Source organism: Shewanella sp. 38A_GOM-205m (assembly GCF_000518445.1).
Taxonomy (GTDB): Bacteria; Pseudomonadota; Gammaproteobacteria; order Enterobacterales; family Shewanellaceae; genus Shewanella; species Shewanella algae.
In genome coordinates this window covers 147,075-161,642 of sequence record NZ_JADP01000002.1, presented here as the reverse complement: position 1 = coordinate 161,642, position 14,568 = coordinate 147,075, and the positions used below count along the sequence as shown (strand labels likewise).

Annotated in this window: 10 protein-coding genes, 4 tRNA genes and 1 pseudogene; 12 read left to right on the top strand and 3 right to left on the bottom strand. The window is 50.6% G+C overall.

All coding sequences use genetic code 11. The annotated features are described in order from the left end of the window. The 3 genes from N512_RS0102455 to rmf all read left to right on the top strand — a co-directional run bounded on the left by N512_RS0102455 (position 1) and on the right by rmf (position 4,144). The gene (locus N512_RS0102455; RefSeq protein ID WP_028779294.1) at positions 1–1,914 is read left to right on the top strand and encodes an ABC transporter ATP-binding protein; all 1,914 of its coding nucleotides are present in this window, start codon (positions 1–3) and stop codon (positions 1,912–1,914) included. A gap of 29 nt (positions 1,915–1,943) precedes the next feature. Then, entirely contained in the window at positions 1,944–3,785 is a 1,842-nt protein-coding gene (locus N512_RS0102450; protein ID WP_037473943.1) for a DUF3466 family protein, read from the top strand. 182 nt (positions 3,786–3,967) lie between these two features. Next, complete coding sequence (gene rmf / locus N512_RS23965) at positions 3,968–4,144, top strand: ribosome modulation factor (RefSeq protein ID WP_081737068.1); 177 nt, start codon at positions 3,968–3,970, stop codon at positions 4,142–4,144. A gap of 97 nt (positions 4,145–4,241) precedes the next feature. On the opposite strand, the gene fabA is transcribed toward rmf, so the two are convergent. Together fabA and N512_RS0102440 are read right to left on the bottom strand one after the other, a co-directional pair. Next, entirely contained in the window at positions 4,242–4,757 is a 516-nt protein-coding gene (fabA, locus tag N512_RS0102445; RefSeq protein ID WP_025009632.1) for a bifunctional 3-hydroxydecanoyl-ACP dehydratase/trans-2-decenoyl-ACP isomerase, read from the bottom strand. Positions 4,758–4,833: 76 nt separating this feature from the next. Then, positions 4,834–6,438 carry a Lon-insertion domain-containing protein gene (locus N512_RS0102440; protein WP_028779292.1) on the bottom strand — a complete coding sequence of 535 codons (1,605 nt, stop codon included), beginning with the start codon at positions 6,436–6,438 and terminating at the stop codon, positions 4,834–4,836. A gap of 206 nt (positions 6,439–6,644) precedes the next feature. On the opposite strand from N512_RS0102440, the gene N512_RS0102435 reads away from it, so the two are divergent. From N512_RS0102435 to N512_RS0102400, 8 genes are all read left to right on the top strand, one after another. Beyond that, positions 6,645–6,735: transfer RNA gene (locus tag N512_RS0102435), tRNA-Ser, on the top strand. A 751-nt stretch (positions 6,736–7,486) separates the two neighbouring features. Further along, positions 7,487–7,577: transfer RNA gene (locus N512_RS0102430), tRNA-Ser, on the top strand. Positions 7,578–7,936: 359 nt separating this feature from the next. Beyond that, positions 7,937–8,458: a type IV toxin-antitoxin system AbiEi family antitoxin gene (abiEi, locus tag N512_RS0102425; protein ID WP_028779291.1), complete on the top strand. Its 522-nt coding sequence runs from the start codon at positions 7,937–7,939 to the stop codon at positions 8,456–8,458. Positions 8,459–8,734: 276 nt separating this feature from the next. Beyond that, the gene (uvrY, locus tag N512_RS0102420; protein ID WP_025009635.1) at positions 8,735–9,379 is read left to right on the top strand and encodes a UvrY/SirA/GacA family response regulator transcription factor; all 645 of its coding nucleotides are present in this window, start codon (positions 8,735–8,737) and stop codon (positions 9,377–9,379) included. A gap of 90 nt (positions 9,380–9,469) precedes the next feature. Further along, positions 9,470–11,299 (top strand): excinuclease ABC subunit UvrC, encoded by a 1,830-nt coding sequence (uvrC, locus tag N512_RS0102415; protein ID WP_028779290.1) that lies wholly within the window; start codon positions 9,470–9,472, stop codon positions 11,297–11,299. Between the two features lie 47 nt (positions 11,300–11,346). After that, a complete protein-coding gene (gene pgsA, locus N512_RS0102410) occupies positions 11,347–11,895 on the top strand; it encodes a CDP-diacylglycerol--glycerol-3-phosphate 3-phosphatidyltransferase (RefSeq protein ID WP_028779289.1) in 549 nt (182 codons plus the stop codon). 168 nt (positions 11,896–12,063) lie between these two features. Then, a tRNA-Gly gene (locus N512_RS0102405) sits at positions 12,064–12,139 on the top strand. 36 nt (positions 12,140–12,175) lie between these two features. Further along, a tRNA-Cys gene (locus N512_RS0102400) sits at positions 12,176–12,249 on the top strand. A gap of 213 nt (positions 12,250–12,462) precedes the next feature. Here the strand turns inward: N512_RS0102400 and N512_RS0102395 are convergent. After that, positions 12,463–12,753 (bottom strand): annotated as a pseudogene (locus N512_RS0102395) (HU family DNA-binding protein); the annotation flags it as partial. A gap of 203 nt (positions 12,754–12,956) precedes the next feature. On the opposite strand from N512_RS0102395, the gene N512_RS22050 reads away from it, so the two are divergent. Continuing rightward, a complete protein-coding gene (locus tag N512_RS22050) occupies positions 12,957–14,411 on the top strand; it encodes a L,D-transpeptidase family protein (RefSeq protein WP_025888058.1) in 1,455 nt (484 codons plus the stop codon). The last annotated feature ends 157 nt before the right edge of the window (positions 14,412–14,568 follow it).

The window sequence follows — 14,568 nt, the reverse complement described above, 5'->3', positions numbered from 1 at the left end:
GTGAGTCTGGTTCGTATCAATAATGGCTCGCTTGCCTATGGTTATACCCCTCTGCTGCAGCAGGCAGATTTCAGTATTGAAGCCGGCGAGCGGGTTTGTATTGTCGGCCGTAATGGCGCCGGCAAATCCAGTCTGTTGAAGGTGTTGGCAGGAGAAGTCCTGCTCGATGACGGTGAGTTCAATATCGCCACCGATGTGAAAGTCAGTCGCCTGCAACAGGATCCGCCCAAAGCGGAACAGGGCACTGTCTATTCCTATATTGCCGCCGGTCTGGCCGATGTGGGCCAACTGCTCGAAGAATACCATCAGCTGTCGCAGTCTATGGCCAAGGCCCTGGGCGAAGCGCTCGAGAAAATGCTGAAAAATCTCGAGCGGTTGCAATCCAAGCTGGATCACTTCGATGGTTGGCAGCTCGATAACCGTATTCAGCAAAACTGCCGTTTACTGGGGTTGGACCCGGATAAACCTCTGTCTGAACTCTCTGGCGGTTGGCAACGTAAAGTCGCCTTGGCCAGAGCCTTGGTGAGCGAGCCGGATTTGTTACTGCTTGATGAGCCTACCAACCACCTGGATATCGACACCATAGAATGGCTGGAACAGTTTCTGTTGGGATATAAGGGCGCCATCGCCTTTATCAGTCACGACCGTGGCTTTATTCAGAAGATAGCCACCCGCATAGTGGATCTGGACCGCGGAGTGGTTACCTCCTGGCCCGGTGATTACCAGAGTTATCTCGATGGGAAGCAGGAGTGGCTCAGGGTTGAGGCCGAGCAAAATGCGCACTTCGACAAGAAACTCGCCGAGGAAGAGGTGTGGATCCGTCAAGGGATCAAGGCTCGCCGTACCCGTAATGAAGGCCGGGTGAGGGCTCTCAAGGCCTTGAGAATGGAGCGCCGGGCCCGGCTGGAACGCCAGGGCAATGCCAGAATGCAGGTGTCTGAAGCCGATCGCAGTGGCAAGTTGGTATTTGAGGTGCAGGATCTCAATTACAACTTGGCAGATAAGGACCTGGTGCGGGACTTTTCCACCAATGTGATGCGCGGCGATCGCATCGCACTGATTGGCCCCAACGGTTGTGGTAAATCCACGCTTATCAAGTTGTTGATAGGTCAGTTGGCGCCGCAGAGTGGTGAAATCAAGACGGGCACCAAGCTGGAAGTCGCCTACTTTGACCAATACCGCGAAGCCTTGGATCCGGAAAAGACAGTTGAAGAAAACGTCGGCGAGGGTAAGAGCACAGTTACTGTTAACGGCAAAGACAGGCATATCCTCAGTTATCTGCAGGACTTTTTGTTTTCACCCATGCGGGCCCGGACTCCGGTCAAGGCGCTCAGTGGAGGTGAGAAAAACCGTTTGCTACTGGCCAGACTGCTGCTCAGGCTGGCCAACCTTATCATTCTCGATGAACCGACAAATGATCTTGATATAGAGACACTGGAATTGCTAGAGTCTCTGCTCACTGAATATGAAGGCACTCTGCTGCTTGTCAGTCATGACCGGGCCTTTATTGATAATACAGTCACCAGTTCCTGGTGGTTCGGTGGCAACGGCCGTTGGAGTGAATATGTCGGCGGCTATCAGGATGCGGTTGCCCAAGGGGCACGTTTCTATCGCGACGCTGAGGAACCTGAGGCAGCTAAGCCTGTCAAACAGGAGGTTGCGCCGCAAAAAGCCGCAGAACCCAAGACAGCCAAAAAGCTTTCCTATAAGCTTCAACGTGAGTTGGATGCTTTACCTGCCTTGATGGAAACTTTGGAGCAGGAGTTGGAACAGCTGCAGGAGCGCGTCAATCAGCCGGACTTTTATTCGCAGGATCAAGCTATTGTGAGCAGCGAATTGCAACAGTTGGCAGAGAAAGAACAGCAACTGGAGGCTTACTTCGAGCGTTGGGAAGAACTCGAGTCAATGAAGTAAGCTCAAAAAATTAAATGGGAATCAAATTAATGAAGTTGAATAGTGCGCTGTCATTGGTGGCCATGGGGGTTATCAGTGTATTACAGGTATCGCAGGCGGCCCCTGTCTATGAAGTCGTCAACCTGGATGAATATGATCTCAAAGGTAACCTGACCGATACTCGTACTGGTTATGGTATGGGCGTTAATGCCAATAATGAAGCCATAGGTGTGGCCAAGGGCAAGAAAAAGCTCAGCACCTCGGATGTGGATAATGATGACGGCATTATCGACATTGAAGATGGTATCGCCCCAGAGGAAAAGATCACCTATTCCATCAATGATCCCATCATTGCCAATAACTTCACCTTCAACTCTCAGGAAAACGATCCTGCCAGTCCCTGGACCCCCAATTTCGAGAGTGTAAACGGTAGCACGCCGCCTGCGGATACCGACCCTGCCGATCCGGCCAGTGTCAATTCGGTTGACAGTTTCTTCTATGACGTCAATGACGCCGGTATTCGTGTCGGTGCCATGACAGGTAAAGAGAAGAAAGTCGACTACACCGGAGAAACCGAAGGGCAGGAGTACTGGTATTACCGTGACTTCGAGCAGCGCGGTTTTGTTAAAGACGGCAGCACTGAAGTGCCGCTGTTGCCGCCTTATACCACTTATACCAAGGACGACAAGACGGCCGAGCTCGGCGGTTGGTCAATGGCATCAGCCATCAACAGCAATAACCTGGTTGCCGGCTATGCCAGTACCGCCATCAGCAACTATGGCGCAGAACGGGCCGCGGCTTGCCTCAGTGACGACAACACGCTGCCGCTGGATGTGTGCTTGCAGCGGGAAAAATATCCCAACGCCAACAACACCCGCAATATTCAGTACCAGATGCGTGCCTATGTCTGGCAGTATGACAATGGCGCGGTTACCGGCACTGAGCTGCCACTTGGTCTGACTCCCGGTGATTCAGACTATACCTTTACCGCTCAGGGGCTGGGGCTGAACAACACTGGAGTTGTTGCCGGACGCTCCCATGTTTATCGTTATAACGATTCAGACAACCTGAGAATGGATGCGGCCTACTGGAGTAAAGATGCCAATGGTGAATACAAGTACCATTGGATCCCGGTTGTCGATGATGATGTGCGCAACTCCATTGCCTATGATGTCAATGATGCAGGGATCTTGGTCGGTAGCTACAATAAGTACATTCAGGGTTATATCCGCGATAAGTTCTTTATCTATGATACCAATAACCCTGAGACCAAGCCGGTTACCCCCAATGATTTCTACAACACCATGTCTGATCTCTCCAGCAAGCCCAGAGATATCAACAACAAAGGTCAGGTCGTGGGTTATATCGAGTCTACCCATGACAAGGATAAACCAAGACCCAAGGTGGGTTTCCTGTTTGACAAAGAATCCGGTGAGTTCAGTAATCTCAATAAGCTGCTGACCTGTGAGTCCAAAGGCTATGAGAAAGATGCCGAAGGCAACTGGAAACGCCATGAAGTGAGTGTTGAAGATGGCTCAGGCAAGACCCTGACCTACAACACTGACATAGTGGTGGTGGAAGCCAACAGCATCAATGAGGAAGGCACCATAGTAGGTACCGCCTTTATCCGTAAGCCATCTTACCAGTTTGATGAAAAAGGTAATTTGGTGATCGGTGAAAACGGCAAGCCGCTGTTTGAGCTTAATGGTAACGGTCAGCCAGTGACTTCTTATCTGCCGCGTATGGTTGTTCTTAAGCCCAGTGGCAGTGGGGAAGCTTGTACTCAGGTGGACGACGGTGATATCGATAAGCCGTTTGAGCGTTCCGGTGCGGCCAGTTTGGGTTGGTTGGCATTGCTGCCGCTGATCTGGTGGCGCAGACGCAAAATTTAAGCTTAGTTTAAGCCTGTGAGATCGGCGCCCAAAAGGCGCCGATTTTTTTTAATCAGGATCTCAATAGTTTAAAATTTCTTCGCTATAATTGGCGATTTTTTGATTGATCTCGGCGTTGAAAAGTTCTATTCATAGCAAGTGAAGCTGATGCTTCTATGTAAAATAGTACAGAGGACGCTTGCATGAAGAGACAAAAACGAGATCGTTTAGACCGAGCCTTTTCGAAGGGATTCCAAGCCGGTGTCGGCGGCCGCTCCAAGGAGCTTTGTCCTTATTCGAATCTTGATTCTCGCTCCCAGTGGCTAGGAGGCTGGCGCGAAGGGGTAGAAGGCCGGATAAACGGCCTGTTCAATAAGTAATTCAGCAAGACTGCCCTCCCAGATGAGGGCATTTTTATAGCGCTCTGAAAACAACAAGGTCGGCAATTGCCGACCTTGTTACTTGTATTCGATGGCTTTAGAAGGTTGAGGTATCGCTGAATACACCCACTTTCAGATCCGTGGCCGAGTAGATCTCGCGGCCATCTACTTCCAAAGTCGCATCGGCAATACCCATCACCAGTTTGCGGTGTATGGTGCGCTTGATATTAAGCTTATAAGTCACCTTTTTGGCGCCTGGCAGCACCTGGCCGGTAAATTTGACCTCGCCTACACCAAGTGCACGGCCTTTACCCACGGCGCCCTCCCAGGCAAGGAAAAAGCCAACCAGTTGCCACATGGCATCCAGCCCTAGACAACCTGGCATAACAGGGTCATCAACAAAGTGACAGCCAAAGAACCAGAGATCCGGGTTGATATCCAGTTCCGCAACAATTTCACCTTTACCGAAGGCTCCGCCGTTGTCGTTGATGGTGACGACTCTGTCGATCATCAACATGTTGTCCACGGGCAGGCGAGGGGAGTTCTTGCCAAATATCTCACCATGGCCGCAGGCGATGAGCTCTTCTTTGTTGAAACTGTTTGCTTTAGTCATTGTTGTTACCACATCCTTCATCAAGTGCCGCCAAGATTAGCGAACAGGTGTAAGCCAAACAACTCCGATCAGCTACTTATTGGCGAAAAAATGGCAATCTTGCCAGCAAGCTCGCAAAATAGCCCGGTTCTTCATCAAGATTGCCTGCCAACTTGTCCAGTCGTTGTTGCACCATGCCGTATAAAGTGTCTTCGGGGAAGTTGTTGTCTTCGTCTGCTTCCCCGGCTTCTATCCCCATCAACAGAGTGACAGCTTGGTCGACATGAGTGATTTCGTAGAGCAGAAATTGACCTTGCTCTACCGCCGCTATGATCTCGGGTGCAAGGTTGAGTTGCTGCACATTGGACTTGGGCATAATCACCCCTTGGCTGCCGGTCAAGCCACGCCTGGCACAGAGTTTGAAGAACCCCTCAATCTTCTCATTGACACCGCCGATGGCCTGCACGTTGCCGAACTGATCAAGCGCACCTGTCACCGCCAGCCCTTGGTCTATCGGCTGTTCGGTTATCGCCGAGATCAGGCTGCAATATTCGGCCAAGGAGGCACTGTCGCCGTCAATCTCCTGATAGGACTGCTCAAATACAATATTGGCATTGAGGTGCAAGGGCGCGTCGCGGCCAAATACCCGATAGAGACATGCGGACAGGATCATCATTCCCTTGGCGTGGATATTGCCCGCCAACTCAGATTTCCGCTCAATATCAGCCACTTCACCATCACCATAATGCACTGATGCCGTGATCCTGGCTGGCTCGCCGTAGCAATAATCCAAGGTGTCTATCACTGTCAGGCCATTGATTTGCCCCACCATAGCACCCTCAGTTGGCAAATAGATGAAGGCGTCATCAAGATTTTGTGCCGACTGCTGCTCTTGGGCGTTATGTCGTTGTTGGCGTTGTGCCAAGGCATGTTCAATGGCGTTGGCATCCAGCGCTTGTCCTTTGCTGTAAAAATTAGCTTCAGCGAACACTTGTGCCAAATCTGCGCTGGCGAGGCTCAAGCGCTGCTGATGCTCTGTCAGGCGACTACTGTATCTGAGTAGAGGCAGTAAGGCCGACTCGGTCAGTTGACAATGACTGAGCTTGGCCAGCTCTGCCAGCCAGGCTACATAGGCATTGACAGTAACCTTTTGCAAATCAATTTCAAATACCAGCTCGCCAAGCAGGGCGAACAACTCGCTGAATCTGCGCTCATGGTACCTGAGCTCGCTGTAGAGCAGACTCGAGCCCACCAATACAACTTTGGCTTGCAGTGGCTGCCATTGTCCCTGAAGCTCGAAGCCACCTTTTTCGATGGCATCCAACAATAGCTCCCACAAAGGCTCTCGTTTCCACAAGGACTCGGCGTAGATAAAAAGTAGTCCGGGCTTTGCGAGGGCTCCCGGTTGCCTTGATGGTTGACTATCTGGATAGCCGAGTAGCTGTGCCCGGGTGATGCGACCGCTTAAATATTGCATCGGCATTTTGCTTTGGGCGCTCAGGGCCTCAAACAGCCAAGTGCGGTGGATACCCTGGAAGTCTGCCAGGAAGAGCTGTTGTCCTGATAAGGTTTGCAGCAGACCAAAGGCGTCTATGACTCTTTCTTGTCCAAGTAATAGATCTGTCAGTTGGCTCGATGTGGGAAGCTGCAGATTGGAGTATTGAGGGGTAAGGGCCCCGGCCGGGATCAAGCTAGGCTTCATTGTGGCTCAAAGTCATTTAAAGATAAGCTGATTTTACCACAGGGGTGACGGAGCGGCATGGTAAATCTCCATTCTCGAGCGGCTTTTATTGTTCGATATGAGTTCCGTTTGAATCTTTCGGATGGCTGAGATTTAGGCATATGAACATATTTTTAGAAATAAGGGTTTACAACGGCTTAGTGAGCTTATAATATTTGCGCCGTTCCGGAGGGGTGGCAGAGTGGTTGAATGCACCGGTCTTGAAAACCGGCATGGGTTTATAGCCCATCCAGGGTTCAAATCCCTGCTCCTCCGCCATATTCAGAGAAGCCCGCTTGTGCAAACAGGCGGGCTTTTTCATGCCTGATTTCCATATCTATCCAAGCTAGTTGTCATTCTGATTGAAGCGTAACAGGGTTTATAGCGCCGTTATGCAGGATTTAAATCTCTGCACCTCTGCCATATTCAGGGAGGCCCGCTTGTGCAAACAGGCGGGCTTTTTCATGCCTGATTTCCATATCTATCCAAGCTAGTTGTCATTCTGACTGAAGCGTAACAGGGTTTATAGCGCCGTTATGCAGGATTTAAATCTCTGTACCTCTGCCTTATTCAGATAGGCCCGCTTGTGCAAACAGGTGGGCTTTTTCGTATTTGGTTTTGATGATTGCTATTGGCCTGACCCATTCAGAGTATTGCTGGGTTTATCGTGCCGTCATACAGGGTTCAAATCCCTGCGCCTTTGCCATATTCAGAGAGGGCCACTTGTGCAAACTGGCAGGCTTTTTCGTATTTCCGTTCTATGGCAGTCATAGATCCGAGACAGGCATAGATTCGACGTCGCTAATAAAGCGGGGATCAAGCCAATCCGCTTGTATGTTCAACGACGCTTGTCGGGCTTTCAGGCCGATGGCATCAATAACACTTGAGTCTATCAGGCGGGTTTGGAGCAGTTTATATCCCTGAAATGCTCAACTAAAAGCCGCTTTGTTTAACGAATAAGCAGTTGGAATAAAATGATTTATTAAAGGTTTACACGCTTTTTTGTTGGATATATTATTTGCGTCGTTCCGGAGGGGTGGCAGAGTGGTTGAATGCACCGGTCTTGAAAACCGGCATGGGTTTATAGCCCATCCAGGGTTCAAATCCCTGCTCCTCCGCCATATTCAGAGAAGCCCGCTTGTGTGAACAGGCGGGCTTTTTCATATCTTGGTTTTGATAATAGCGATTAGCCTGGTATCGGTTAGCGGATTGCTGGGTTTATAGCGCCGTTATGCAGGATTTAAATCTCTGTACCTCTGCCTTATTCTGAGAGACACGCTTGTGCAAATAAGCGGGCTTTTTCGTGTCCCAGTTTTAATGATTGCTACTGGAAAATCAGTTCTGTGTTAGAGCTCACCTACACAGTTTCAAGTCCATAAATTTTCCTCTTAATTCAGACAGAGAGGCCATCTCGTTCCAATAGCTTTAAGTGGACATTTAGGTATGCTATTAAGCACTTTTATGTCTACTTGATTGGATTATGGATATCAGTACTGCTTTGCAACGGCTGCACGGTTTTGATCGTAAAGGTATTTATGTTTATACCAAGGGGAATCTCAGGCGGCTATTTTTTGATGATACGGCAGAAGCGTTTAAGCAGAGCCTGCCGAGGTTGATAAAGCAGGGGATCCTGGAAAGGCCCTGCCGCGGCGTATACCTGTTTGCGCTGAGTCGGCGAGATAGTTACGCGGTGGAGCATATCGCCTGTGCACTGCGGCGCGGTGAGTATAACTATGTTTCGCTGGAATCGGCCCTATCTGAATACGGTGCGATTTCGCAGATCCCTATCAGCTACATTACCGTGATGACCACAGGTCGAAAGGGAGTTTTCAAGACACCCTATGGCACTATCGAATTTACCCATACCCAGCGCGATGACATGGATATTTTGCACAATACCATCAAAATTCCGCAAAGGCCGCTGCGTATGGCTACAGAAGCGGCTGCCCTGAGAGATCTGAAACGGGTTGGCCGAAACTTGCATATGTTAGTTGAATCCTAACCGGCTCAATGTTGACCAGAACCTATTTGTCTTTCGGCCAAGGCATTGTTGCACTGATTTTGGCATTTTATTGCCTTGGCAAGAGAATTTTTATGCAACAAAAGGGAAGATTGTTGCACTTTATCCCTTATCCAAGTCAACATAAGAATGAGTTTCTTTTATAATCATAAAGTTAACTTGAGCTTTTCTATTGTCGGCAGATGGGCTAAATTATCCCAAAGGCTTCGAAGAATCAGGGCTACACGAAAAGGCCGACAATAATAAGGTGGGTTGAAGTTGATATCCGTATATTTGGTGGATGACCATGAGTTGGTCAGAACCGGGATCCGCCGGATCCTCGAAGATGAGAAAGGCATTAAAGTTGTAGGGGAAGCCGGTGATGGCGAAGCTGCTGTGCAGTGGAGCAGGCAGAATGAAGCCGATGTGATTTTGATGGATATGAATATGCCCGGAATAGGGGGGCTTGAGGCAACCCGTAAAATTCTGCGTTACCAACCCCATGCCAGAATCATAGTATTGACTATTCACTCAGAGGACCCTTTCCCGACCAAGGTGATGCAGGCCGGTGCTTCCGGTTATTTGACCAAGGGAGCCAAGCCGCCGGAGGTGATCCAAGCCATTCGACAGGTGGCTCACGGGCAGCGATATCTGTCACCGGAAATTGCCCAGCAGATGGCCTTGAGTCAGTTTGATCAGACAGATGAGAACCCCTTCAAGTCGCTGTCTGAGCGGGAATTGCAGATCATGATGATGATCACCAATGGTGAGAAGGTCAATGATATCTCCGAGCAGCTGAACCTCAGCCCCAAGACGGTTAACAGCTACCGCTATCGCTTGTTTGCCAAACTGGGGATCAGCGGCGATGTGGAGCTGACCCGATTGGCGATTCGGTATAAAATGCTCGACACCGGGCAGTTCTGATTTACACAGGGAGCCATGGCTCCCTCTTTCTTTGTTGTTTTCTGTCCCTGAAATCTTTATCTCTTCAGCCGTTATTCATAGAGTGGGTTCATGCCGCAGGAATTCAATCCCAAGCTTTTTCTTAAAAATCTGACCTCAGCGCCGGGCGTTTATCGTATGTACGACAGCGGCGGTAGCGTGATTTACGTGGGCAAGGCCAAAGATCTCAAGAAACGGCTCTCGTCTTATTTTCGCAAGAATCTGCCCAATGTGAAGACTCAGGCGCTGGTGTCCCATATCGCCAATATCGATGTGACACTGACTCACAGTGAAACCGAAGCACTGATCCTGGAAAACGATTACATCAAGCAGTACTTGCCGAAATACAATGTGCTGCTCAGGGATGACAAGTCTTACCCCTTTATTTTGCTGAGCCAGCACAGACACCCCAGGCTTGCTTACCACAGGGGGCCGCAACGGGAGAAGGGGCAGTATTTCGGGCCTTATCCCAATGGCGGTGCGGTGCGAGAAAGCCTGCATTTGATGCAGAAACTGTTTCCTATTCGTCAATGTGACGATCTCTACTACAAGGCGCGCTCGCGTCCCTGTTTGCAGTACCAGCTCAAGCGTTGCAGCGCCCCTTGTGTCGGCAAGGTCTCTGACGAGGAATATCTGGAGCAGGTCAAGTTGGCGACCCTGTTTCTCAAGGGCAAGGATCAGCAGGTGCTCAGCGCCTTGGTCAAGAAAATGGAGCAGGCGGCCGAGTCCATGGCCTACGAGCAGGCGGCCCGCTATCGGGATCAGATCATGGCGCTCAGACGAGTGGCCGAGCAGCAGGAAGTGTCATCCAGCCATGGTGATCTTGATGTTATTGGGGTTCACTACGCCTCAGGGGTGGCCTGTTTCCACCTGTTGTTTATTCGCGAGGGCAAGATTTTCGGTAGCCGCAGCTACTATCCCAGCGTGCCGGCGCAGACCGAAATGGCTGAGGTACTCAGAGCCTTTATGCTGCAGTTTTATCTCAATGTCGATATTCAGCGTACTATCCCGCGGGAAATTCTCCTGAGTGACGGCTATGAGGAGCTGGAAGAGCTGGAGCAGGTGTTGATGGAAGCGCTGAGCAAGAAAGTGGCCATCCGCACCCGGGTCAGGGGGGACAGAGCCGGTTATCTGCGCCTGGCCAAGACCAATGCTACCAATGCCGTCAATACCAAGCTGGCCCACCGCAATACGGTGGAGCAGAGATTCCTGCTGCTTGAAGAGGCGCTTGAACAAAGCACCCCGATTAAACGTATGGAGTGCTTCGATATCAGTCATACCATGGGGGAGAGCACTGTGGCCTCCTGCGTGGTGTTCAATCGTGAAGGGCCGGACAAGAGCGAATATCGGCGCTACAACATCAAGGGCATTACTCCCGGTGATGATTATGCGGCGATGAAGCAGGCCTTGACTCGCAGGTTTGATAAAGTCAATGCACAGGGCAAGATCCCGGATATTGTCTTTATCGATGGCGGCCTTGGGCAACTCAGAATGGCTCAGGAAGTGGTCAACGAAAAGTTTGTCGGCATAGAGGCCGTACCCACGCTTATCGGGGTCGCCAAAGGTGAAAGCCGCAAACCCGGGTTGGAAACCCTGATCTTCGGTGATACCGAAGAGAGCTTTTCACTGCCGGATGACTCACCGGCGCTGCATCTTATTCAACATATTCGTGATGAATCCCACAGGTTTGCGATTACCGGTCATAGAAATAAACGCCAAAAGACCCGCAACACCTCAAGCCTTGAGTCTATCCCGGGGATTGGCCCGAAAAGACGTAAGGCTTTGCTGCAATATCTGGGGGGATTGCAACAGGTGAAGGGGGCAAGTGTGGCGGAATTGGCAAAAGTGCCCGGGATTAGTCCAGAAATGGCTCAAACGATACACGATGCATTGCGGGGGTAGTAAAAATCAGGCAAGATTGGCGCTGCTTTTGATTATTTGGTTTTATCATGCCGTTTAATATACCCATCGCCCTTACCTGGTTTAGGCTGTTCTTACTGCCTGTTTTTGTTCTGGTATTTTACTTACCGTACAGTTGGGCGCCGTTTATGGCTGCATTTGTTTTCTGGCTTGCAGCCATTACCGACGCCTTGGATGGGTATGCGGCCCGTAAACTGGAGCAGTCCACTCGTTTTGGTGCCTTCCTGGATCCTGTGGCCGATAAGCTGATGGTGACCACGGCCCTGGTGCTGCTGGTTGAAGACTACAACACCATCTGGCTGACCTTGCCGGCGCTGTTTATGATAGGGCGTGAGCTGGTGATATCGGCGCTGCGTGAGTGGATGGCCGAGATAGGTAAACGCGGCGCTGTGGCGGTATCCTGGATTGGCAAGTACAAGACGGCAGCCCAGATGGTGGCAATTATTGGCCTTATCTGGAAGCAGGGCGACTGGATGATCTATACCGCCTATGCCTTGCTGTATGTGGCGGCTTTCTTAACCTTCTGGTCGATGATCAGTTATATCAAGGCCGCCTGGAAGGATCTGATAGCAGGTTAAACGGTGCTAGTTTGTGCCCGATTGCACAATAATGTTTCGATAAGATTATTTAGTGTCCAAGCAAACAGTTAAGCACTAATTCTTCGTTGACAGTCGGGGTTAAAAGCGTAGAATGCCAATCCGTAGTCAGGGCTGGCTCTGAATACAAAACGAAGCAAGAAAAGTGATGCGACATTAGCTCAGTTGGTAGAGCGGTACCTTGCCAAGGTACAGGTCATCGGTTCGAACCCGATATGTCGCTCCAATCTCACACAGCACCTCAATGCTGTGACCCCAAAAAGGCGCGATGGCAGAATGGCTATGCTGCGGATTGCAAATCCGTCGATCTCGGTTCGACTCCGGGTCGCGCCTCCAAATTTAATCCCCCTTAATTGAATTTTCTCAAAGTCATTCGAAGCAAACTTAGCCCTTGTTTTCATACCAAGTTTACGTTCGTTAATAGCTGCTGACTTTTATCACATCAAATCCCGGTTCAACTGTCAGATACAAGCGTCAGTATTGATATCTTTGGCCGGAAACAAGCATGACTATTGATGCAGGGGGCAGAGAGCCTGCCCCGAGAACGTATTACTCTGGCTGCAGAGCCTGTTTCAGCGAAGGGGAAGCCTTAAAGCTAGGCTGATTGCTGCCGGCAATCTCCAAAGGTTCACCGGTTTGTGGGTTACGGCCGTTGCGGGGAAGGTGGTATCTGAGCTCGAAAGTGCCAAACTGCGGCAGATAAACCTTCTCGCCTTCACTGAGTGCCTGGGTAAGGCTAGCCAGAATATGCTGCAGTTGCACTTTGGCTTGAGCCTTTGAGATCTGTTGTCTTTCGGCCATCTGCCGAATGAGCATTTGTCTGTTCATTATATTGCCTGTTACTGCTTTGGCAGGATTTTATATCAGAATAATCTCCATGATCACAGGCTTGTGCTGATAAGTGATTAATTATCAATCGCTAATAATCATTGACTTGCCAATGTCCTATGTTAATCAAGGGTCGTTCAGCCAATTGTCAGCAAAATATCATCGAATCACGGCGCATATTTGCCATAATTGAGCTTATGTCCCGGGAGGCCGATATGACAAAGCGCGTGTTAATGCCTTTACTGATCATTCTGCTCCTCAGCGGCGCGGCATATGCAGTTAAAGCCGATGATGCCGCTATCAGGATCCTGAATAATCAGCTGCAGTTGCTGGCTCTGCTGCCTGAAGGGCAGGAGTTTGCCGATGATTTACGTTCCATGAGCCGCGGCGATCTTAACCTTCAACTGGAGTTGCGTGAGGGGATTGAACAGGATATTGCAGCCTTCTGGAAGCGTCGTGGCGTTCCTTTGGCCTTCAACACGCTACCCCTTGACGCCAATTCGCTCAGCCGGGCGCTGGCGCTGGAGCCTCAGGAAGACGACTATCTGGCAACCAGCAGCCGGATCCGCTATCTGATTTGGCTCGCTGAGCGGCATCAATGGCCCAGGTTGGATCCCGGTGGTTGGCTGCGCCCTGGCGACAGTCATCTGCTGATCCCAACAATTGCGAAGCGTCTATATTGGCTTGGCGATCTCAGCAGCGAGCCGGGCGACAACAAGGTTTATTCACCGCAGCTGGCCTCGGCGGTAGAAGCGTTTCAATCCCGTCATGGGCTTAAAACCGATGCCATCATAGGCCCTGATACGCTGCGTTGGCTCAATACTGAACCATTGCAACGTGCCCGCATGCTGGCCGGCAACTTCGTCGCCCGCACCGTCTACAAGCAGCAATTGGGAAAGCGCTATTTGTTGGTGAATATCCCGGCGTTTGAGTTGACTCTGGTGGATGACAACCAGGTGCAGTTACGCTCCCGGGTCATAGTCGGCAAACCCTATCGGCAAACACCACTGCTCAGCAGTGAGGTATCCAATATCGTTTTAAATCCTACCTGGACTGTGCCAAGGGGTATACTGAGGCGCGACTTACTGCCGCAGATCCGCAAGGATGGTGAATATCTGCAGCAGCGGCATTTCAATGTTTATGACTATCAGGGCAATAGAGTGGAAGAAAGCGCCGAAGCCTGGCAAAAAGAGGCGAGTGGCCGTTTCCCTTATCGTTTGGTACAACAACCGGGCGCCGATAATGCCTTGGGACGCTACAAGTTCCATTTCAGCAATGGCTTTAATGTTTATCTGCATGACACACCGGACAAGCATCTGTTTGCCAAAGCCAATCGAGCCCTGTCTTCCGGTTGTATTCGGGTCGACAAGGTGGAAGAGTTGGCATCCTGGATGGCCAATAATCTGGTGCGGGACAAGAGAACCTGGCAGCGGATGCAAAGTGACTATCAAACCACCCAATGGTTTGCCTTTGAGCAGCGCCTGCCTGTTCATCTGGTTTATTGGACTGCGTGGATGGATGAGCGGGAAAGAGCGCAATTTCGCAGCGACATCTATCAATTGAGCCCGGGAGTTAAGGTGGCACTTGGGGCGCAGACAATAAGGAATACTGAATTGGCCCACAAGGCAGAGCAGCGTCAGGGACGTGAAGAGCATTTGCTGCGTCCTTGAGAAACAGTATCTTTGGGGCGCCTAACCCAAGCTTTACTAAGGAAGGTGCGAACAAGTCCCATGTGTGCTCTGCGTCGGCTTACAGGCCTGGATGCAAGGCGTGGTTCGCAGCAAATGGCCCTAGTCCTTTGCAAGAAGCACAACACAGCAGGCAGGC

Coding starts and splice junctions, on each gene's coding strand:
- N512_RS0102450 (WP_037473943.1), top strand. CDS start 1,944: ATGAAGTTGAATAGTGCGCTGTCATTGGTGGCCATGGGGGTTATCAGT.
- rmf (WP_081737068.1), top strand. CDS start 3,968: ATGAAGAGACAAAAACGAGATCGTTTAGACCGAGCCTTTTCGAAGGGA.
- fabA (WP_025009632.1), bottom strand. CDS start 4,757: ATGACTAAAGCAAACAGTTTCAACAAAGAAGAGCTCATCGCCTGCGGC.
- N512_RS0102440 (WP_028779292.1), bottom strand. CDS start 6,438: ATGAAGCCTAGCTTGATCCCGGCCGGGGCCCTTACCCCTCAATACTCC.
- abiEi (WP_028779291.1), top strand. CDS start 7,937: ATGGATATCAGTACTGCTTTGCAACGGCTGCACGGTTTTGATCGTAAA.
- uvrC (WP_028779290.1), top strand. CDS start 9,470: ATGCCGCAGGAATTCAATCCCAAGCTTTTTCTTAAAAATCTGACCTCA.
- pgsA (WP_028779289.1), top strand. CDS start 11,347: ATGCCGTTTAATATACCCATCGCCCTTACCTGGTTTAGGCTGTTCTTA.
- N512_RS22050 (WP_025888058.1), top strand. CDS start 12,957: ATGACAAAGCGCGTGTTAATGCCTTTACTGATCATTCTGCTCCTCAGC.